The sequence below is a fragment of the Acidocella aluminiidurans genome (genome assembly GCF_055383125.1).
Genome location: NZ_AP031589.1, coordinates 3,085,057 through 3,102,575, shown reverse-complemented (window position 1 = coordinate 3,102,575; position 17,519 = coordinate 3,085,057). Strand labels below are relative to the sequence as shown.

Genomic DNA, 17,519 nt, shown 5'->3' with positions numbered 1-17,519 from the left:
TTTTGCGGTGAATAAGCCGGTTAATCTCCGCAAAGCCTGGTCTCCCTGGTGGGCGCGGTCGGTCGAGGCCGTGCAATCGGGGACGACCGGAGGCGCAACTACAGTGACAAAACGTGCTCCCGCAGCGCATCAACCGTCTGGATCAGCCCCGCCGCCTCCATATCGAGGAGCAGCACTTCCGCCGTTTTTGAGGGCTTCTGCAAACGGGTCCTCATCAGCCTTACGGCGGCGACGGCCCGGCCAGGGTCCAAACCGATAGTATCCGCGATGAACGCGTCGGCCGACTTGGCCTCGATATCGAGCGGACTCAACACCGCCTCGGGAAAATGCTTAAGATTCTCCGTGACGATGACCGAGGCGCGGGTCTTGATCGCCGCGGCGATGACGTGGGCATCGCCGGGATCAGGGAGTCCCGTCAGGCCGGCCGCGAGCGATTCATAACCAGCCACCAGTGCATCGGCGAACGCCCGCTCCATTGCCGAGCGGGCGTTCTGGGCCCGCCGGCCGGCGTCAGTACCACCTCGCGCTTCTATGACCTTGACGATGGCGGCTTCGGTTTCGTCCAGAACCTGCCCTGACCATCGTACCCGAAAAAAATCCGCCTCGGCCAAGGAAAGCAGGAGATTCCGATTCAGGGCCGGCACCAAGGAACACGCATCGACGAACGCCGTAAACCGGTTGGCAAACATGCTTAACCTTTAGATCAAGTCCGCGTCCAATTCGGCCAATTCGGCCAGCGCCGCCGCGCGCTCGTCATCCCGTTTCCGCTTATACGCGAATAACGCTTCAGCCTTGATTCGGCGATGTCGGCCCACGCGCGTGCATTCAATCTCACCTTTGTCGATCAAGGCGATCAAAAATGGTCGGGACACGTTCAGGATGTCCGCCGCCTGCTGCGTGGTCAGCATCTGGCTGACCGGAACCAGGGTGACGGCATCCCCTGCCCCGATATGGCGCAGCAGTTCAATCAGAAGGTCGGAAAGGCCCGGCGTGAGGATGATCTCCGCCGACTGGCCGCCTTCCGGCACGACTTTGAGCTTGTGGTCCTTGTTCTCCCCAGCCTGAGACGCCAAGATGCTTCTCAACTGGTTGGCAGCCGTCCGCTCCCCAAGGGAGGGCAGCCGACGGCCCAACTCCTTCGCAAACGCTGACATCTGATACTCCTCATAATCCCGGACCTTAATACTGCCTCGAGGCTCCAAACGCAATATTCGAAATATGATTACGACATAGTCGTAACCGACACGACAGGAAGCACTACATGTCACCTCACAGCCTTATGCAATGAGCTAGCCCCCGCGGGCTATCCTTTTCAGCCGCTGCTCATGATGGGCGCGCAGGCGTTCGGCGACCTGTTCAACTGATCGCGCCCGGCCGGGATCAGCCCGCATGGCATCATAGACTGGGACGAGCTCATCACGCAGCCAACGGTCCAACACCCTGTCGGGCTTGAAGTGAGGGATAGTTCTATGCGGCATTGCACACCCCGGGGATCATGGACAGTCAAGTCTCGTGTTTATGCTATACATGTTCCATGGAAAATAACCGCCGTACCCGGCATCTGAAAAACGATCGCAGCCAACCCTCGGGTACTCCGCAGGAACAAAACCCTGCGGAGGAAAGAACGGCTATTGCCGCGACGGAAAGCAAGCCCATGATAGAGCCTGCCATGACCAAACCTCTGCTGACACTGCTGGCCACTCTGCCTGACCTTGCGAACAAGTTTCCACCGATCAGCGAACCATCCGTGGATGATGTGGTTCTATGACGCGTCGAGTCCCCACGTTTGTGTCTCACCTGTGCGCAGCAAGCTCATTTGTGTCTCGCGCCGACGGTTTCATGAGACGAAATTGGTGCTGCCAGACGTAGGCGAGGCAGGGATTCAGTCTGATATAGCCTAGCGGTGCGAACCCCCGTCAGACTATGTATTTCATGGGAACGGGCGTACCCGCGCTGTACCTCTGGAGGGCCGAGCCGTGGCAAGCATCACCATTCGCAATGTTGACGAAGAAATGATGGCGCGCCTTCGTCGCCGGGCGGCTTTTCATGGCCGCTCTGCGGAGGGCGAAGTGCAGGCCATACTACGCTCGGCTCTTGGCCGATGCCCTGAGCCGGCCACAAACTTGGCCGCGGCTATTCACGCTCGCTTTGCTGCCTTGGGTGGGATTGACCTGCCCACGGCGCCACGCGAACCGACGCGAGAGCACCGGTTCTGAAAGGATAAGGCAAGGCCCGCCGGTTGCCGTGGGCTGAATGGAATTGTAGCCCAACCCGGGCGAATCTTTGTGAATAGAACCAGTGAGTTATGCCTCAAGCAGCTACCAGCGGAGTATTCATGCCCAACGACACCACAACCAGCTGGACGGTATCCGTATCGAAGGATACCGATATTTCAGTCCAGCGCTTTTTCGCCCAGCGGGGGATGACGAAAGCAGACCTGCCCAGGTTCGTCGAGGAGGCCGTGAGATGGCGTGTCCTGGAGCAAAGCATGGCCGAGGCCCGAGGCAAATTCTCTGATCTGGCACCCGATGCACTGGGCACGCTGCTCCAGGAAGCCGTTACAACGGCACGGGCCGCGTCCGCCAAAGGCGCAGGCTGATCTGCCGGCGGGGCAAGGGGTGGAGGACAAGGCACCGGCCGACCGGCACCAGAACCGACATTATGGAAAGTGCCTACGCCATCCCGCAAACAGATGTGTCACGCAATCAATGCGCCGTACCGAGTTCACGGATGCTCTTAACGACAGTGGTATTCAACTTATCTTGCGTTGTCCGAAGTAATGTTGCAGCCGTGTCCTTCGATATCATTTTTTCTTCCAATGCACGCGCAACGAGCCACGCGAACCGACCTACAAGCGATGGAGGAATGTCCTTGATTGGAAAAAAATCGATCGTAAAGTCTTCCTGAGCCCGTATTTCGTCCGACGGTTCTGGAAAGAGGGGGCCTCGTGGTAAAGTAACACGTACTCTACTGACATTACCGACATGAGCTGCTGCCGCGGTTACACTGATTCCAAAGTGTTTGGCCACATCGAATACTGCCGAAGGGATATCCTCTGCTTGATGTACCATCCTTTCAACGACTGCGGGCGGGGCTAGAAAGGCAATAGCGAAAGCATTTGCCCTGATCTCGACAGGGTCGCGGCGATTTGAACCATTAACCTCTAAATCGCGGTAGCTGTCGACCCTAAGCCTGTTAAGCTTTTGCGCCGGATCCCACAACAGATGACCTAATTCATGGGCAAGTGTCATGCGACGGACCCAGACACTCTTATTGGCGCCTTCGATATTAACTACGACGCCGCGTGCTGCACCGTTTGCAATCGTCGCGCCTGCCAAGTGTCCCCCAAGTCTCGTCTGTATCAGCGGGATATTGAGCGTGTCAGACACCAAGCTTCGCATGCTTTTTATCGGTGCGTCCGGGGCGAGCCCCAAAAGTTGACGAGCTTGCGCGGCGAGAGAATATCCGCGCTGATAAGACGGGAATTCATAATCGTCGTCGGGCAAGAAAAGTTCTACCTTGTTGTCATTTAGCGTAGGAAACAAGGACAGTAATGATTTCTGTCGCGCTATCACCCACGCACTTTCGGCTAATGCTGCCACCGTCGTAGGCGAGAGGCCGCTTCCGCCGTCAGAACTGGCAAGCTGTCGAAGACGAACGCCTAACTCCTCGACGGCCACTTGTTTTTTAAAACCCAAAACTCGCTCGTCGATTGCAAGGGGAGGCGCAAGCCGCTCCAATATCCGAATGGATGATATTTTTCCGGGTGTCTCAGCCTTGACGACGTCCTCGGCTCTCACTTTTGCAAGTTGAGCGAGATGCTGCTGCGTATAGCCAAGCGCCTCACGGTGCCTGCGTAAAGTTAGCGCAGGTTCATTGCGATTTTGCACCAGGGGTGCTTGCCCCTTCTCAACCGCGGTTAAAAGGGTGGAGAAATCGAAAGCGTTGAGGGCTTCCACGGCGGTCAATCTATGGCCAGTAGCCTCTTGACTTGCTTCTGCGAGCATCGTTTGACCACGGACGAATTCACGCTTTGAGGATAGAGCGCGCTCCTTTGGAGTATTGCCCACTGAATCTGGACCAAACACCTTGTCCAAATCAACTTTTGAGACGCCGCTCATAGCGAGATCCATTCGGGGTCAGATAACCCAAACAAGTTTGGGCGGTTCGTTTCTTCATTATAGCCCATTGACCAAACGTTGTAACCGGACTCAACGAAGGCACGTTCAATCGAAGCCATTTCTTGTCCGCCACGAAGGCGGTAGCGGCCAGAGCTTCCGGCGATCGCGATTGTCTCAGAATTTAGAAAGAGCGCCTCGCCACCGACAAATGCCCTACCGCCACCGGTTAAATTACTATGCTTGACGGCCCCCGCCTCTCGGGCGGTGCCGAAGGCACATTTTTCGAGGGCAAGGAGGACTTGCTCATTTGTCACTACCCAGACGTGCCGAGGGTACAGTTCACCGGAAAGCTCGGGTACTTCCTCTGGCCCGGGGGTAGAGTTTTCCACCGGACCGTCCACCCAACACCTCAAACCGTCTTCAAGGGTTATCTGATCGGCGTCGCCATTGTATCGGCGGGCTTCCGGGTTGATCAACTGATCCGGCTGATGAGCATCACGATACTTCTCGAAAGCAATACCGGTACGTACCATCGACACCATGCCTGACCCAGCCCTCCAACCACAAATAATAGCAAGCTTTTAGCTATCAGTTAACTCGGCTCAGATAGCACTGCAAGCGTCAAGACTGAACCGGCCGTCGGTTTGACGGGGGGCGACCATACCGCCATGAATATACGAATGAGACTGACTGACGTACTCCCACCATAATCCCACTAGGAGTTGCCCCCAGCAGAGCAGTCCTGAAAAAGCCTTGACCACAAGCCGCCTTGATCTACCTTACGAGCTGATGAACTGTATCAACGGCATGAAAACCTCATCCTGCCCCCTCTATTTCCACAAACTACGAATCTGAGGGTCAGGAGTTCGAATCTCTTCGAGCGCGCCAAGTAATTCCTTGAAATACAAGCGAAAGCGGGCCGGTCCTTCGGGACTGGCCCGCTGGCGTTTCGGGGTCGCCCACCACTATCCCCTCCGGTCGCCCCCTTTCGCCGCCGGCCACCCGGTGGGAGGGCGTACCGGTCGACCGGCTGATTGGGGGCGTGAGCGGCGTGGAGCGTACAGGGACCGCTAGTTCGTAGCCATGGCCGCTTCAATCGTGACTTTCAGGTCTGCCGCCACAACGTACTGTGCAGGCACTGTGAAGGCATCGAGGAGCTTGTCGTCATGCCCCTGCGACTTGACCACGCCTTTTAATGCGGCGTGGAGTTTCTTCCCCTTCACCGTGGAAGGTGCTTTGCCACCGGCGGCATTCCACATCGCTTCCGCATCGGGTGAGCCCCCATGGGGCCACACGGCCCGAACGATGGTCTGCCGTTTGGAGAGGAATGTCTCGTGAGCCTTACCGATGGACTGGGCTGCCGTCTGTCGCCAGCTTTCGGCGTCTTCGAGGGTAACGCCATATAGGGCGGCGAGATAGGGGGCGGTGCAAAAGTAACCTTCCATGTCGGAGCCTGCGGTAACCCAAGGGAAGACACCTTTGGTCTGGAACCCATTCTTCCAACGCGTGGCTTCATCCTCGGTCATGAAGTCTCCGTCTCGGTGGATGATGGCGTTCACCTTCAGTTCGCCGTCGACGAGCAGGCCCTCGAGCAGCTTGTCATGCGGGAGGTTGTCAATGCCGAAGCAGCGGCAGACAGCTATCTGACGACTGAGAGCGGGCCATTGCCGTAAGATCGCTCTAAGGGGCTTATCATTCTCATCCTCGACAAAGAACAGGACAGATCTGTCTAGCCCGCCCCATCCCAACAGCCGGCGAATCGCATTGTCATCCTCAGTCTGTACCCGCCCTTCCTTCATCCAGACGAGCTTCGCCGATGGGCTTGCAGCCCTGACGATGTGTGGGCTGTGTGTCGCAAGGATTATTTGCGTATCATGATCACTGGCCGCTCTCTCGAGAGCCTCTATAAGGCGCTCCTGCTTATCTGGGTGAAGGTGGGCGTCCGGCTCATCGATCAGCATAACTTTGGGCTCGAAAAGTATGAGGTACGCAAAGATTTGGATGACCTGCAGAACACCTGTCGCAGCCGTTTCTAAGGGGCGCTCTTGCTCAAGGAGTTCTTCTTTTAAGATCGAAGCCGATATGTGGTAGTCCTCGCGCTCATCGAATGACACACTGACGGAAGTTCCAGGGTGTACTTGGCTGACGAGTCCGTTGAGTTGGCGAAGCCGTTCTCGACCGCCTGTATCGTCGACCTCCCCCTCTTTTCGGCTCCGAAGATTGAGAAGGATATTACGTAGCACTCCGCCGGCATCCCCACTTGCTGCCTGCCTTCGCAATGTTGGTTGAGCCAAGATTGTTTCTTTTTCTGAAAGGCCGGCTAATCCAGGGATGTAGGCTGTTATGAATTGATATCGCTGTTTGTATGGCGTAACTGCGGTGCCACCGTCCATGTAGGCTGTGATGCCGCCGCGGTTGCGAGCAGCACGGATGCGCACCGTTGCATGGGTCGTTTCGTCTCCGACAGGTCGGTGCGAAAAGACCACTTCAACGGGCGGTGATGTGGCATCCGTTTTCAATTCGCCCTTGTGCAGCGTTCTAAGCGGCTCGCTCGACGGAACGTAATCGAGGCGCTCGAAGGAAATCATTTCCTTCGTATTTTTTGGGAGTACATAGCTTGCTGCGCGCGCCGCCCAGTGAATGGCCTGAAGAACGGACGACTTACCGCAGCCATTTGGTCCGACGAGGATTGTCACGCGATCAACGGGGATCACGGCTTCCTCGGTTGCTTTGAAGCTTCGGACGGTTATGGATTCCAATGGACTCCAACGGCGTGCCCTGGATGACCTGGTGTCCGTGACGGTTAACGTCGTTGCGGGAGGTGGCTGAAGCTGTTCCTTCTGTTCACCAGCCATATCGGAGCTTGTCTCATCGGCCTCTGGAGGAACAGGTTGCGTCGGTATCTGCGAAGCTGTGAACTCCTCGGTATTCTCGGGAGATTCCAGTTGTTCAACCTTTTCGGCCCCGCCGTTCATATCATCCTCGCAGCATCGAATCGTGACAAGCCCGATGCAGGCTAAGCCTTGCAGGCAGAAGTACGCAATGCCCGTAGCTTGAACCTTCAACCAGCAGTGTGTGTGCGACTACCATCGGTGAGATTGGCAGGAGATTGGCCTGGGGCGATTTGCTACAAGTTGCCGCGTAGCGGAGTCAGCCCGGCCTCCGCCGCTTCCTTCCCGCCGGCAGCGAGGGCGGCATCTCACCCTCCGGCCCCGGGTCGGCGAACAGGGCCGCGATCTCCACGCCCAGGGCGGCGGCGATGCGCTCCAGCACGGTCACGGTGGGGTTCTCCATCTTCCGCTCGATCCGGCTCATGTAGGTGCGGTCCACCCCGGCGTCGACGGCGAAGGCCTCCTGCGAGACGCCGCGCGCCACGCGGAGCCGCCTGATGTTCACCGCAACCTTTTCCCGAGCGTCCATGGTCGGGCGACCACATATTGCGAAGGCCTATTATTCCACGCATAATGGACCTATGATTGTGAAGATCGTGACAGGTTCGGGGTGGGGGCGCGGGTGCAAGCGGCCGGCGTGATCCCGCCGGCCGCCCTGCTGGTCGGGATCACCTCCCTCGGGGTGATGATGGCCCTCATGCCCGCCAACAGGCTGCTCACCCTGCTGGGCCTGCGGCGCTGGCGGCTGGCCGCGCTGTTCATCCCCCTGCTCGGGCCGTTCGTCTTCATGTGGCTGGTGGCGTTCCCGGGCCGGGCGGCACGCGCGCCTGCGGAAGGCGTGCGGCGGGAACCGGGCTGAGGCTTCAAAAGGAAAGGAGCGCTGGGCACCTGCGCCCAGCGCTCCTCATCATTTGGGTGGAATGCGCCGCACAATGTGCCTCAGGGCATCAAGTGGTTGGCTGGCCAGCGGCTCACGGCAGCACTCGCCCTGCAAGGTCGTTGCGATGAGATTTAGGCGGTCGCAACACCAGACATTTGCGACAAGGCCGCCATGGTGAAAGCGCTCAATCAAGAGGCGCCTATACGACGAGCTTCCTGCGTCAGCCCGCCGTAACCCCAAGCGTCGGCGGGAACCTCGTCGATTACCACATAGGTCGCGAGCGGAAGGCTGGCCCCGACGGCGCTGGCAAGAAGGCCATGAGCCTTCCGCACGAATTCCGCCTTTTCTTCCGGGCTATTGGTGCCCGCCGTTACCTTCACGTCCAGATGAGCTCCAGCCTCGACCGACTGACCTCCGACACTCCAACGTCGAACCTCGCACAACTCAACGAGAACGGCGGTTAGCTCGGCCTTCTTGCGCATCACCTCAGCCATAAGATGCGTTACCTCCCTTTGAAGGGTTTCGACCTGCGCAGGGGCAAGTTTAGCTCCGGCTACATGGATATGGACGAAAGGCATGACGACAACTCCCGATCTCAATTGACGGGCGGATCATGCAGGAGCACGATTATTATGAAAATCGCTTAATTTTTAATCTACCATTGAGGAAAACCGAATGGTCTCTGCCCCTGTCAATCTCGACATGGACGTGCTGCGTACCTTCGTCACCGGCATGGATCTCGGTAGCTTTGCCAAGGCAGCCGATCGGCTCGGGCGCTCGCCATCAGCCATCAGCTTGCATCTACGCAAGCTGGAGGATCAAGTTGGCCAGCCCATCGTACGCAAACAGGGCCGAACACTCAGCCTGACCGAGGCCGGCGAAATCTTGATGGCCTACGCGCGCCGCATACTCGACCTCAACGACGAGGCTCGCTTGGCCCTCGGCGACCTTACCGAGATGGAAGGTTGGGTGCGCGTCGGCGTTCCGCAGGATTTTGCTGAGACTTGGCTTCCCGCTCTCCTCGCCCGCTTTCAACGAGCCTACCCGAAGGTTCGCGTCCAGGCTCGCGTTGATCGCGGCGCTAGTATGGCGGAGGCTGTGAGCGCGGGTGCTCTCGACCTTGCTTTAACATGGGGGACACTGGACAAGCCACATTGCGAGATCGTTGGTGTTAGACGCCTCGCCTGGATCGCGGCACAGGGTTATCGCCCGGCTGACGGAGAACCAATCGAATTGGTCGCTTTTGATGCCCCCTGCGCGTTCCAACGATGCGCAACGGAAGCCCTAAATGCGGCAGGTCAACCATGGCGACATGCCTTTGCCACGTCGAGCCTTCTCGGCGTTTGGGCGGCAGTGCGAGCCGGCCTGGGCATCACAGTACGGACTTCTGACATAATCCCGCACGATCTATGCGAGTTGAATTCATCCGATACGCGGCTACCTGATTTAGGGACGATCGAACTCGCGCTGCATCGATCGTCGTCCTCACCGAGGGCAGCTCTCGCGTTTAAGGATTTGCTCATCGAAGCCGCCGGTAGAGTGAGGCACGACTACATCTCCTGACCCTCAATCTCAGCCTGGGCAGAAAAATGGCGCGCCGAAGGTGTGCTGGACACCTTGGCCCAGCACACCTTCAAAGTTTTCAACGCTCACCCCATCGCCGAAGGCCCACCAGAGAGCCAAGCCCACATGGCGCAGACGCCAGCGGCGGTGAGGACGAGATCGAACTGGGGCGCGAGGCGCAGCTCGATTTCGGCGCCCAGCAGCGCCATCACCACCGGCAGGATGAGGATGATCTTCGCCGCGGCCGGCAGGCGGTTCCACAGGCCGCGCTTCCTGGCTCCTGGGGCCGGCTTCGGCTCAGGATGCTTCGGCGCGATCTCGGTGGCGGCGAGCTGGTTCTTCTCGTTCTGCATGGTGGTTCATTTCGGGTTCTGATTCGGCGGTAGATCGGGGAAGGCGCTGCGGCGCCTTCCCCTTCTTCTTGCTTGCCGCGCTACTTCGGCACATTCTTCTTCATTGTGGCTGGGGCGAAGCCGCACCGGCGGAGCTGGGCCCGCGTTGCCAGGCGCCACCGCTGCGTCGTAGACCTTGGCCATGACCGCGCTCCGCCAAGAATTCCACATCCGCCCCGCGAACGAGACGGACGCGGCCTACCTCTTCGAACTCGCTCCCCGCCTCGCCGGCGTTCCGCGCCCCGCCTGGCATTCGGCCGAAGCCATGGTGGAGTTCCAGGACCGCTTCATGAAAGCGACGCTGCATCCTCCTCAAGACGGATCGATCACGCTCGTCGCCACGGCGGCGAGCGGCGGCCGGCGCCTCGGCTACGTCCATGCCCATCCCGGCAAGGATGGCGTCACCGACGAGCCCTGTGGTTACGTTGCCCTCATCGCCCTGGACGAAGCGGCCGAGGGGCTGGGGATCGCCGGCCGGCTCATGGCTGAGGCCGAAGCCTGGGCGCGCGCGCAGGGCTGGCGCTTTCTGAGCCTCGATGTGTTCGCGGGCAACAAGCGGGCCATCGACTTCTACACCAGAGGCGGCTTCCAACCGGAGACGATCCGGCTGGTGAAGCCCCTCTAGGTTTTCTGGCTCAGGCCCTTGTCTTGATCGGCTGGGCCTATGCCGCATCCCGCGCGGCCACGGTCTCCGCGCCCACTTCCACCGCCTCGGCATTCTTCGTCTCGGCCAGCAGGTTCCATGCGCGCAGGGCGGTGGTGGCGGTGTCGATCAGGCGCTGCGGGGCGTGGTGGGCGTAGCGCTGGGTGGTGGAGAGCTGGCTGTGGCCCAGGACCGTTCCGATCTCGTTCAGCGGCGTGCCGGCGTTGGCCAGGGCGCTGGCGAAGCCGTGCCGCAGGTCGTGGATGCGCAGATCCTCCGGCAGCCCCGCCGCCGCCCTGGCCCGCCGCCACGCGCCGCGCACGCCCTCCACCGGCCGCCCCTCGCACCGGGCGCTGGTGAACACGAACTGGTTGTCCGGCTCGATGGCGCGCTTGGCATGCTGGCGCCGGAGGATGGCCACCGCCACCGGCGAGAGCGGGATGTGCCGCGCGCGGCCGGATTTCGAGCGCGACGGCGGCACGGTGAGGATGCAGCGCTCCAGATCGACTTCCTCGTCCGGTCCGCCGCGCCCGGTGTTGCCAGTTCACTACGGATCGGATTAGAGTTGCCACCTACGTTCAATCAGAAGGACAAGCTGGTGTTGCACCGCTTCCATGACCGAACTCGTGGACCTGTCGTCGCCCCGCATTTCACTTCGCGGGGCTGACTGAGAAGCATATCGCCGTCTCATCGTCAGCCTTTTCCGGCACGCCGTGCCGTGTCTTCATGACCCTGAGACCGCCATGCCTTCAATCATCCAAAAAGTCTCCACCCATCGCCACTACGCCGAGGTTTTTCGGATCGCCATTCCCCTCGGGCTGGCGAATCTTTTGCTGGCCGGGAATTCAACCGTCGACTTGTTGATGATCGGCAAGTTAGGGACTCCCGAGATCGCGGGAGCCACTTTGAGCATCCAGCTCTACCTTCTCCTCGTTGTGTTTGGCGGAGGCGTATTGATGGCCTTCACGCCGCTCTTCTCTGTCGCCCGAGCGCAGAAGGCAACTGACACCGCAGCCGCTACGCTCGTGGGAACCTTGCTTCTGGCGATTATTATCTCTGTGCTCGCCGCAATGGTGATGTGGCTGTCTCCCACCGTTCTCGACGCGTGTGGCGTAGAGCGAAACTTGGCGGAACTCGCACAATCCTATGGAAGGGTGGCCGCGTTCTCCATCCTTCCCTCCCTGGTCTTGGTCATTCTATGGGAGATGGCCAATCTCCAGGGCAAATCCATTTGGGTCACAGCCTCTTCGCTGGTCGGCTTCTTCACGAACGCGCTCCTCAATTGGCTCTTCATCCAGGCGGGGTGGAACCTTCCCGGCGTGGCCTTCGCCACGCTGATCTCCAACTGCATCGTTATTCTCTGCATCCTCTTGGCCGTATTCCCAGCAATCGCTGAACTGCTTCCATACATGAGGAATCTCAAGACTGGTGTTATGGCCCTGCCCGGCTTACTCAGGCTGGGGCTTCCAATCGGTAGCATCGAGATTGCCACCGTCGGATTCTTCGTCTCCTCGACCTACCTCATGTCGGTCGAGAGCAGCGAGGTGATCGCGGCCCACGCCATCGCTTACCAGATCACCGAACTCGCGATCATCCTTTTTCTCGGCTTCGGAGAGGGGGCGACAATTCTCGTTGCGGCTGCATTTGGCCACCGGGACTGGCCGAAGATGAAGCAAATAGCGATCTCGGTTACCCTCTCCTGCATGGCGATGTCGGCGCTCGTCAGCTTCAGCATGGCCGCGCTTTCGTCGAAAATGCCATCGCTTTTCTTGAACGGCGACGAAGGCAACAAAACCACCCATGCGATGGCGACGACATTCATCCTGATTGGATGCAGCTCCACGATGCTGGATGCCCTTCAGATCGCTTGGCTAGGTATTCTTCGCGGGATGCAGGACACTGTTGTGCCCATGGTTCTGGTGATGATTGGCTATTGGGTGATCGGCGTCCCGGCTTGCTACGCTCTGGCGCACCCGCTCGGCTTCGGGCCCGTGGGTATCTGGTGGGGCCTCACGATTGGTCTTGCGTTCACCTGTCTTGGCTTGGGGTGGCGAATGTTCAAGCATTCACGGCATCCCCTCTGGACGAGCAAAAAACTCTCGACGATGGAGCGCTGAGCGTCTTCGCCCAGCACACCTTCGAAACTCCCAACGCTCACACTGACGACGAAGGCCCGCCAGACAACCACGCCCACATGACACAGATTCCAGCGGCGGTGAGGACGAGGTCGAGCTGGGGCGCCAGGCGCAGCTCGACCTCTGCGCCCAGCAGCGCCATCACCACCGGCAGGGTGAGGGTGATCTTCACCACGGCCGGCAGGCGGTTCCAGAGGCCGCGCTTTCTGGCCCCTGGGGCCGGCTTCTGCTCAGGGAGCTGCGGCGCGATCTCAGTGGCGGTGGCGAGCTGGTTCTTCTCGTTCTGCATGGTGGTTCCTTTCGAGTTCTGATTCGACGGTGGATCGGGGAAGGCGCTGCGGCGCCTTCCCCTTCCTCGTGCTGGGTCTTCATTTCGGCCGTGGTGGTTTTCGTGGCTCTGGCCCGCCTGTTTGGCTCAGGCGGCGTCCCGCGCGTCTTCCTGCACCACGCCCGCTTCCACCTTCGCGCCCTCGGCCCGCTTGGCCTCGGGCAGCAGGTTCCACGCCCGGAGCGCGGTGGTAGCGGTGTCGATCAGGCGCTGCGGGGCGTGGTGGGCGTAGCGCTGGGTGGTGGAGAGCTGGCTGTGGCCCAGCACGGTGCCGATCTCGTTCAGCGGCGTGCCGGAATTGGCCAGGGCGCTGGCGAAGCTGTGCCGCAGGTCGTGGATGCGCAGGTCGTCCGGCAGCCCCGCCGCCTCCCTGGCCCGCCGCCACGCGCCGCGCACGCCCTCCACCGGCCGCCCCGCCCGCCGGGCGCTGGGGAACACGAACTGGTTGTCCGGCTCGATGGCGCGCTTGGCGAGCTGGCGCTGGAGGATGGCCACCGCCACCGGCGAGAGCGGGATGTGCCGCGCGCGGCCGGACTTGGAGCGCGACGGCGGCACCGTGAGCAGCCCGCGCTCCAGATCGACATTCTCCCATCTCGCCTTCAGCGCCTCGCCCCGGCGGGCGCCGGTCACGATCAGCAGCGCCAGCACCGACGCCGCCGTCTCGTCCTTGTCTTCGGCCAGGGCGCGGAACAGCGCCTGCGTCTCGGCGGGGGAGAGATATTTGTCCCGATGCTGCTCCCTCAGCATGCCGGGCGAGCTGGCCGGGTTCTTGCCCTCGTACAGGCCCCATTTGAGCGCCTGGTTGAACATGGCGCGCAGCGTGGCCAGGTGGCGGTTGACGGTGCCGTTGGCCAGCCCCTCTGTTTGGAGCTTCCGGCGCAGCGCGGCCACGTCCTGGGGCGTGACCTCGTCCAGCGCCTTCTTGCCGATGGCGGGCAGGATGCGCTTGCGCAGGTAGGCCTCGACGTTGTGCGCGGAGCGCTGGCGCTCTTGCACATGCGGAAGGTATCTGTCGCGGGCGAACTCCTCCACCGTGGGCACGGATTTGAGCTTGGCCTTCTCCGCCACCGGGTCGCCGCCCAGGCTGACCTCGGCCTTGAGCTGCTCGGCGCGCCTGCGGGCCTGGTCCACGGTGATGTCGCCGAGGCGGCCTAGCTTGACCTCGTGCTGGCGGCCCCTGGCGTCCTTGTACCGGAAGTAGAACGTCACGGTGCTTCTGCGCTGCTCGGCGATGAAGCCGACCAGACGGTCGTCGAAGATGCGGGCCTTGGCGGCACCCTCCGGCAGGGGCGGCAGCTTCTGCATCGTGGTGCGGGTGATGGTGGTCGCGGCCATGGGGTTCCTTTCCGTTGGCTGGCTGTCTGGATGGATGGGGTGGATGGGCATGGGGGTCATCGGGGTCTTGGAGGCATGTCCGCGCGCGGCTGGCGCGCGGGTTTCATGCCCTGGCAGACGTGGCGCCTCTGGCACCGGGCTGAGAGCGGCAGGTGGACGATGCTCACCCGGCGGTGCTGTTGCGGCGGGCATTTTGGATGAAGGCCTCCAGATCGTCCGGCCGGTAGCGGATGTACCGGCCCGAGAGCTTGACGAAGGCCGGGCCGTTGCCGGCCCCGCGCCAGCGCTCCAGCGTCTCCGGCGAGACGCCGAGCTGCTCACCCGCCTGGCGAGCAGTGAGCAGCTTCATCGGCGCGGCTGGTTCGGCGGTGTCCGTGCCGATGATCGTGCTTGTCGCGCTGTCGCCGGTCTCTGCGGCGGCGGTCATGTGCTTGGCCATGTCGAAATTGTCTCCATCTTCGGATGCCGGGGCGGGCTTGCCCCGGCTCGTCCATGGAGGTGTTCGCCGGCCCAACTTTGCCGCCAAAGGCCACCGCCGCCCCGCATTGGCCGACGGGTAAGATGGCAGGGCTGCACTTGCAGATTCAAAACCCGCGAGGCGCGTTGGCGATCAATCCGCATACCGCGCCGGTCTGTCCCCTGCCCTATCCGCCTTCGCCTGCTTCACCCGTCGCACCGGATTCATCCGCCGCCAGGCGCGCGATCCTCACCCGCCTGATCTCCGCCGCCAGGGCCTCGCGCACGGCGTTGCGGCAGGTCCAGAGTCGGCGCAGATACGGCGCCCGCTCCGCCCATTCCCGTAGCGCCTCGTCGACAAGGATGACGAGCTGCTCAGGCACGATGCCTTCGTCGCGGCTCTCGGGGTCGGGGCAGAGGACGAGGTCGAGCTCGCCGCTTCGCGCCACCGTCCAGCCATAGGGCGAGGGCAGAATGCCCGGCGCGAAGGTGACGCCGCCGCCCAGGGTATCGCCTGGCGGCAGCAGCCGGATCGCCTTGCCCAGCGCCTCCAGCACGGCGAGGGCGCCGCCTTCAGGCGCCCTCGCCTGCTCGAGGACCATGCGGGCCTTGGTTACGCAGAGCAACTGGCGCAGCGTCCAGCCCACCGAGGCGGAGGCCACGGTGCCGTAACGGACGGGAATGCCCACACCGTCCGCGCCGGTGTCCAAAACCACCGTCCAGAAGCGCTGCTCCCAGTAGGGCAGCACATCGGTGCCGAGGAAGTACAGGAAGCGCTTGCCATCGGCCGTGCGGCGCTCGGCCAGGATGTCGTCGTCGGAAAAGTCGATCATCGGCGTGCGCCTCCCGCCGGGCTCGGCGTATGAGACGCCGTACTGGCGGACGAGACCGTTTCGGATTCGTCCGCCTCGGTGTGGTCGATGACCTGGTCGGTTTCGAACACCAGCCAGAGGTCATCACTTTCAACGGAGACGGCCACGCCCTGCGGAATCCAGAAGGCGTTGATTTCTTCCTCGTCGAGCGCGTCATTGCGCAGGAACAGGTCGGCCGGCTCGCGCACCGCGATGCCGAGCGTGGCGAAATACGCGATGATCCTGAGCGGATCCTCGCCGGTTCGCACGGCATCGTCGAATTTGATCCGCTGTACGTCTGGCAGCTTCTCGATGGTGGAGTAGCGCATGAGCAATTCCTCCAGTGTGTGGGTCTCGTCTTGGTCCATGTGATGGGACTCCAGACGCAGGAAGCCCCGCCTTTGCGGGCGGGGCCTCCTGCTGGTTCGGGGTGGATGGATCGCCCGGGCCGGCAACGGCCTGGGCGAGAGCATCACATGCGGTTGAGCGGTTGGGCCTCGGCGCCGATGCGCCACGCCGTGCTGGGTTTCTTCCTCCATCTATATTGGAAGAAGTAACCAGGCGGGTGGGCCGGATCAGCCCGGGTCCGGCTCCGCGTCGCAATCCGCCACATGCGCCGCCCAGCGCGCCCTGGCGCGCTGCGCCTCCAGCGCCAGCGCCGCGCGCACCTCGCGCCGCGCCTCCCAGCAGCTACGCCGCCACGGCGTGACCGGCAGCCAACTGCTCAGCGCCATCTCGATCAGGACCAGAAGCTGCTCGGGCGTGACGCCGCGCTGTCGCGCCTCGGCATCCGGGCACATCTGGATGGCGAATTGCCCAGCCCTGGCCAGGCTCCATGGGAACGGCGATGCCGGGCTGCCCGGCGGCGCCGGCTCGAAGGAGACCGGCGGCACCGCCCAGCCCTCCTGCGGCTCGCGGTGCATTGCGGCGGCGCGGTCCAGGTGGCGCACGATCTCGGCCAGGACAGATTCGCCGAGATCGTGGGCCTGCTCAGCCTCGAACCGGGCCAGCGCCACGGCCAGAAGCTGGCCAGTGCTCCAACCATCGTACGGGCCGAGAATGGCGAGGCGGATGAACGCGCCGCCATCCGCGACCTCCACCGCCGCGCCCCAGAGGCGCAGCGGTCGGCCCGGGATCAGGCAGGTGGAAATGAGCGCGACATTGCGCCCGGTGCTGGTCGCGCGCCAGGCGACATTGTCACGGCCGCCTCCGCCTCCGGCGGTGGATGCGGACCTGGCGGATGCGGTCTGGGTGCTGGGTGCCATGGCCGCCTCCTTCATTTGGTGAAGACCGCCCATTGGCCATCCGCAACGAGATAGACGGCAATTCCTTGCTCGACGCGGTAGGCGTCGATCTCTTCCTCGCCGGGGTCTGTGCAGACGGCGAACAGGTCTTCCAAGTTGTCGATCTTCCTTCCCAGGTCTTGGAAGTATTCAATCAGGCGCAGCGGATCGATACCGCGCGCCAGGGCGTCAGCCAGGCGCACATGCGGCACGTGCCGGGGCAGATCGTGGCCCTCGGCGTGCTGGCCGACCAGTTCGTCTAGGATGCGGATCTGGGGCGGAATTTGGGTCATATCGGTGTCTCCAAGGCGCGGGGTAGCCAGCCCTCAAAGGCTGGCCATCCCGTGCCGACCGGGGTTGCTGGGCCCGCACCGCGCGGGCGAGACCATGACATGCCATCGAGATTCAGCACCGCCGCGCCCTGGGTGGTGCAGAGGAAGAACGGCAGGGTCAGGCGCTTGAAGGCGCCTGACCCTGCCGTTCCAACCCACCGCCGATCTTCGACGGTCGGAGACCGGGGAAGACGAAGCGATCCAACTTTGGCGAAAAAGTGCGGGCAACATGTCACTGTGGGGGTGGGGGCTTTAAGGCCCCCACCCCCACAGTGACATGCCATCGCCCAGGCCGGCGTGCCGTTTCGC

23 protein-coding genes are annotated in these 17,519 nt (G+C 62.0%); 7 read left to right on the top strand and 16 right to left on the bottom strand.

The window, feature by feature from the left end; all coding sequences use genetic code 11:
* Positions 1–98: 98 nt before the first annotated feature.
* Positions 99–689: a PIN domain-containing protein gene (locus tag ACZ46S_RS15250; RefSeq protein WP_464062445.1), complete on the bottom strand. Its 591-nt coding sequence runs from the start codon at positions 687–689 to the stop codon at positions 99–101.
* A 9-nt stretch (positions 690–698) separates the two neighbouring features.
* Positions 699–1,154 carry a helix-turn-helix domain-containing protein gene (locus ACZ46S_RS15245; protein ID WP_464062444.1) on the bottom strand — a complete coding sequence of 152 codons (456 nt, stop codon included), beginning with the start codon at positions 1,152–1,154 and terminating at the stop codon, positions 699–701.
* A 380-nt stretch (positions 1,155–1,534) separates the two neighbouring features.
* Between ACZ46S_RS15245 and ACZ46S_RS15240 the strand changes: the two genes are divergently transcribed.
* From ACZ46S_RS15240 to ACZ46S_RS15230, 3 genes are all read left to right on the top strand, one after another.
* Entirely contained in the window at positions 1,535–1,768 is a 234-nt protein-coding gene (locus tag ACZ46S_RS15240; protein WP_464062443.1) for an AbrB/MazE/SpoVT family DNA-binding domain-containing protein, read from the top strand.
* Positions 1,769–1,976: 208 nt separating this feature from the next.
* Positions 1,977–2,216, top strand: a complete 240-nt coding sequence (locus tag ACZ46S_RS15235) for a FitA-like ribbon-helix-helix domain-containing protein (protein ID WP_464062442.1) — start codon at positions 1,977–1,979, stop codon at positions 2,214–2,216.
* Positions 2,217–2,335: 119 nt separating this feature from the next.
* Positions 2,336–2,599, top strand: a complete 264-nt coding sequence (locus ACZ46S_RS15230; protein WP_464062441.1) for a ribbon-helix-helix domain-containing protein — start codon at positions 2,336–2,338, stop codon at positions 2,597–2,599.
* Positions 2,600–2,705: 106 nt separating this feature from the next.
* Here ACZ46S_RS15230 and ACZ46S_RS15225 read toward each other — a convergent pair whose 3' ends face one another.
* From ACZ46S_RS15225 to ACZ46S_RS15210, 4 genes are all read right to left on the bottom strand, one after another.
* A complete protein-coding gene (locus ACZ46S_RS15225) occupies positions 2,706–4,121 on the bottom strand; it encodes an ImmA/IrrE family metallo-endopeptidase (RefSeq protein WP_464062440.1) in 1,416 nt (471 codons plus the stop codon).
* Complete coding sequence (locus ACZ46S_RS15220; RefSeq protein ID WP_464062439.1) at positions 4,118–4,654, bottom strand: hypothetical protein; 537 nt, start codon at positions 4,652–4,654, stop codon at positions 4,118–4,120. Before ACZ46S_RS15220 ends, ACZ46S_RS15225 begins: the two co-directional genes overlap by 4 nt.
* Positions 4,655–5,191: 537 nt before the next feature.
* The gene (locus ACZ46S_RS15215) at positions 5,192–7,096 is read right to left on the bottom strand and encodes an ATP-dependent nuclease (protein WP_464062438.1); all 1,905 of its coding nucleotides are present in this window, start codon (positions 7,094–7,096) and stop codon (positions 5,192–5,194) included.
* A gap of 175 nt (positions 7,097–7,271) precedes the next feature.
* Positions 7,272–7,541, bottom strand: coding sequence for a helix-turn-helix domain-containing protein (locus ACZ46S_RS15210; protein ID WP_464062437.1), 270 nt, complete (start codon positions 7,539–7,541; stop codon positions 7,272–7,274).
* 108 nt (positions 7,542–7,649) lie between these two features.
* On the opposite strand from ACZ46S_RS15210, the gene ACZ46S_RS15205 reads away from it, so the two are divergent.
* On the top strand, positions 7,650–7,871 hold the full coding sequence (locus tag ACZ46S_RS15205) for a hypothetical protein (protein WP_464062436.1): 222 nt from the start codon (positions 7,650–7,652) through the stop codon (positions 7,869–7,871).
* Positions 7,872–8,080: 209 nt separating this feature from the next.
* On the opposite strand, the gene ACZ46S_RS15200 is transcribed toward ACZ46S_RS15205, so the two are convergent.
* A complete protein-coding gene (locus tag ACZ46S_RS15200; RefSeq protein ID WP_464062435.1) occupies positions 8,081–8,386 on the bottom strand; it encodes a tautomerase family protein in 306 nt (101 codons plus the stop codon).
* A gap of 181 nt (positions 8,387–8,567) precedes the next feature.
* Between ACZ46S_RS15200 and ACZ46S_RS15195 the strand changes: the two genes are divergently transcribed.
* Positions 8,568–9,455 carry a LysR substrate-binding domain-containing protein gene (locus ACZ46S_RS15195; RefSeq protein WP_464062434.1) on the top strand — a complete coding sequence of 296 codons (888 nt, stop codon included), beginning with the start codon at positions 8,568–8,570 and terminating at the stop codon, positions 9,453–9,455.
* A gap of 86 nt (positions 9,456–9,541) precedes the next feature.
* Here ACZ46S_RS15195 and ACZ46S_RS15190 read toward each other — a convergent pair whose 3' ends face one another.
* Positions 9,542–9,808, bottom strand: coding sequence for a hypothetical protein (locus tag ACZ46S_RS15190; RefSeq protein WP_464062433.1), 267 nt, complete (start codon positions 9,806–9,808; stop codon positions 9,542–9,544).
* Between the two features lie 181 nt (positions 9,809–9,989).
* On the opposite strand from ACZ46S_RS15190, the gene ACZ46S_RS15185 reads away from it, so the two are divergent.
* Positions 9,990–10,472: an N-acetyltransferase family protein gene (locus ACZ46S_RS15185; RefSeq protein ID WP_464062432.1), complete on the top strand. Its 483-nt coding sequence runs from the start codon at positions 9,990–9,992 to the stop codon at positions 10,470–10,472.
* A gap of 37 nt (positions 10,473–10,509) precedes the next feature.
* On the opposite strand, the gene ACZ46S_RS15180 is transcribed toward ACZ46S_RS15185, so the two are convergent.
* Positions 10,510–10,992: a tyrosine-type recombinase/integrase gene (locus tag ACZ46S_RS15180; RefSeq protein WP_464064294.1), complete on the bottom strand. Its 483-nt coding sequence runs from the start codon at positions 10,990–10,992 to the stop codon at positions 10,510–10,512.
* 241 nt (positions 10,993–11,233) lie between these two features.
* On the opposite strand from ACZ46S_RS15180, the gene ACZ46S_RS15175 reads away from it, so the two are divergent.
* The gene (locus tag ACZ46S_RS15175) at positions 11,234–12,607 is read left to right on the top strand and encodes an MATE family efflux transporter (protein ID WP_464062431.1); all 1,374 of its coding nucleotides are present in this window, start codon (positions 11,234–11,236) and stop codon (positions 12,605–12,607) included.
* A gap of 37 nt (positions 12,608–12,644) precedes the next feature.
* Here ACZ46S_RS15175 and ACZ46S_RS15170 read toward each other — a convergent pair whose 3' ends face one another.
* The 7 genes from ACZ46S_RS15170 to ACZ46S_RS15140 all read right to left on the bottom strand — a co-directional run bounded on the left by ACZ46S_RS15170 (position 12,645) and on the right by ACZ46S_RS15140 (position 17,171).
* On the bottom strand, positions 12,645–12,914 hold the full coding sequence (locus tag ACZ46S_RS15170; protein ID WP_464062430.1) for a hypothetical protein: 270 nt from the start codon (positions 12,912–12,914) through the stop codon (positions 12,645–12,647).
* A gap of 126 nt (positions 12,915–13,040) precedes the next feature.
* Positions 13,041–14,258 carry a phage integrase gene (locus ACZ46S_RS15165; RefSeq protein WP_464064293.1) on the bottom strand — a complete coding sequence of 406 codons (1,218 nt, stop codon included), beginning with the start codon at positions 14,256–14,258 and terminating at the stop codon, positions 13,041–13,043.
* Between the two features lie 193 nt (positions 14,259–14,451).
* The gene (locus ACZ46S_RS15160) at positions 14,452–14,727 is read right to left on the bottom strand and encodes a helix-turn-helix transcriptional regulator (RefSeq protein WP_464062429.1); all 276 of its coding nucleotides are present in this window, start codon (positions 14,725–14,727) and stop codon (positions 14,452–14,454) included.
* Between the two features lie 205 nt (positions 14,728–14,932).
* Positions 14,933–15,577 carry a hypothetical protein gene (locus ACZ46S_RS15155; protein WP_464062428.1) on the bottom strand — a complete coding sequence of 215 codons (645 nt, stop codon included), beginning with the start codon at positions 15,575–15,577 and terminating at the stop codon, positions 14,933–14,935.
* Positions 15,574–15,963 (bottom strand): hypothetical protein, encoded by a 390-nt coding sequence (locus tag ACZ46S_RS15150; protein WP_464062427.1) that lies wholly within the window; start codon positions 15,961–15,963, stop codon positions 15,574–15,576. Before ACZ46S_RS15150 ends, ACZ46S_RS15155 begins: the two co-directional genes overlap by 4 nt.
* Positions 15,964–16,170: 207 nt before the next feature.
* A complete protein-coding gene (locus ACZ46S_RS15145; RefSeq protein ID WP_464062426.1) occupies positions 16,171–16,860 on the bottom strand; it encodes a hypothetical protein in 690 nt (229 codons plus the stop codon).
* 11 nt (positions 16,861–16,871) lie between these two features.
* The gene (locus tag ACZ46S_RS15140) at positions 16,872–17,171 is read right to left on the bottom strand and encodes a hypothetical protein (protein ID WP_464062425.1); all 300 of its coding nucleotides are present in this window, start codon (positions 17,169–17,171) and stop codon (positions 16,872–16,874) included.
* Positions 17,172–17,519: the final 348 nt, after the last annotated feature.

Excerpts from the sequence above, each read along its gene's own strand:
- ACZ46S_RS15245 (WP_464062444.1), bottom strand. The coding sequence starts at position 1,154 with ATGTCAGCGTTTGCGAAGGAGTTGGGCCGTCGGCTGCCCTCCCTTGGG.
- ACZ46S_RS15175 (WP_464062431.1), top strand. The coding sequence starts at position 11,234 with ATGCCTTCAATCATCCAAAAAGTCTCCACCCATCGCCACTACGCCGAG.
- ACZ46S_RS15215 (WP_464062438.1), bottom strand. The coding sequence starts at position 7,096 with ATGAACGGCGGGGCCGAAAAGGTTGAACAACTGGAATCTCCCGAGAAT.
- ACZ46S_RS15250 (WP_464062445.1), bottom strand. The coding sequence starts at position 689 with ATGTTTGCCAACCGGTTTACGGCGTTCGTCGATGCGTGTTCCTTGGTG.
- ACZ46S_RS15230 (WP_464062441.1), top strand. The coding sequence starts at position 2,336 with ATGCCCAACGACACCACAACCAGCTGGACGGTATCCGTATCGAAGGAT.
- ACZ46S_RS15140 (WP_464062425.1), bottom strand. The coding sequence starts at position 17,171 with ATGACCCAAATTCCGCCCCAGATCCGCATCCTAGACGAACTGGTCGGC.
- ACZ46S_RS15170 (WP_464062430.1), bottom strand. The coding sequence starts at position 12,914 with ATGCAGAACGAGAAGAACCAGCTCGCCACCGCCACTGAGATCGCGCCG.
- ACZ46S_RS15210 (WP_464062437.1), bottom strand. The coding sequence starts at position 7,541 with ATGGACGCTCGGGAAAAGGTTGCGGTGAACATCAGGCGGCTCCGCGTG.
- ACZ46S_RS15155 (WP_464062428.1), bottom strand. The coding sequence starts at position 15,577 with ATGATCGACTTTTCCGACGACGACATCCTGGCCGAGCGCCGCACGGCC.
- ACZ46S_RS15195 (WP_464062434.1), top strand. The coding sequence starts at position 8,568 with ATGGTCTCTGCCCCTGTCAATCTCGACATGGACGTGCTGCGTACCTTC.
- ACZ46S_RS15165 (WP_464064293.1), bottom strand. The coding sequence starts at position 14,258 with ATGCAGAAGCTGCCGCCCCTGCCGGAGGGTGCCGCCAAGGCCCGCATC.
- ACZ46S_RS15220 (WP_464062439.1), bottom strand. The coding sequence starts at position 4,654 with ATGGTACGTACCGGTATTGCTTTCGAGAAGTATCGTGATGCTCATCAG.
- ACZ46S_RS15160 (WP_464062429.1), bottom strand. The coding sequence starts at position 14,727 with ATGGCCAAGCACATGACCGCCGCCGCAGAGACCGGCGACAGCGCGACA.
- ACZ46S_RS15200 (WP_464062435.1), bottom strand. The coding sequence starts at position 8,386 with ATGGCTGAGGTGATGCGCAAGAAGGCCGAGCTAACCGCCGTTCTCGTT.
- ACZ46S_RS15190 (WP_464062433.1), bottom strand. The coding sequence starts at position 9,808 with ATGCAGAACGAGAAGAACCAGCTCGCCGCCACCGAGATCGCGCCGAAG.
- ACZ46S_RS15145 (WP_464062426.1), bottom strand. The coding sequence starts at position 16,860 with ATGGCACCCAGCACCCAGACCGCATCCGCCAGGTCCGCATCCACCGCC.
- ACZ46S_RS15225 (WP_464062440.1), bottom strand. The coding sequence starts at position 4,121 with ATGAGCGGCGTCTCAAAAGTTGATTTGGACAAGGTGTTTGGTCCAGAT.
- ACZ46S_RS15240 (WP_464062443.1), top strand. The coding sequence starts at position 1,535 with ATGGAAAATAACCGCCGTACCCGGCATCTGAAAAACGATCGCAGCCAA.
- ACZ46S_RS15150 (WP_464062427.1), bottom strand. The coding sequence starts at position 15,963 with ATGGACCAAGACGAGACCCACACACTGGAGGAATTGCTCATGCGCTAC.
- ACZ46S_RS15185 (WP_464062432.1), top strand. The coding sequence starts at position 9,990 with ATGACCGCGCTCCGCCAAGAATTCCACATCCGCCCCGCGAACGAGACG.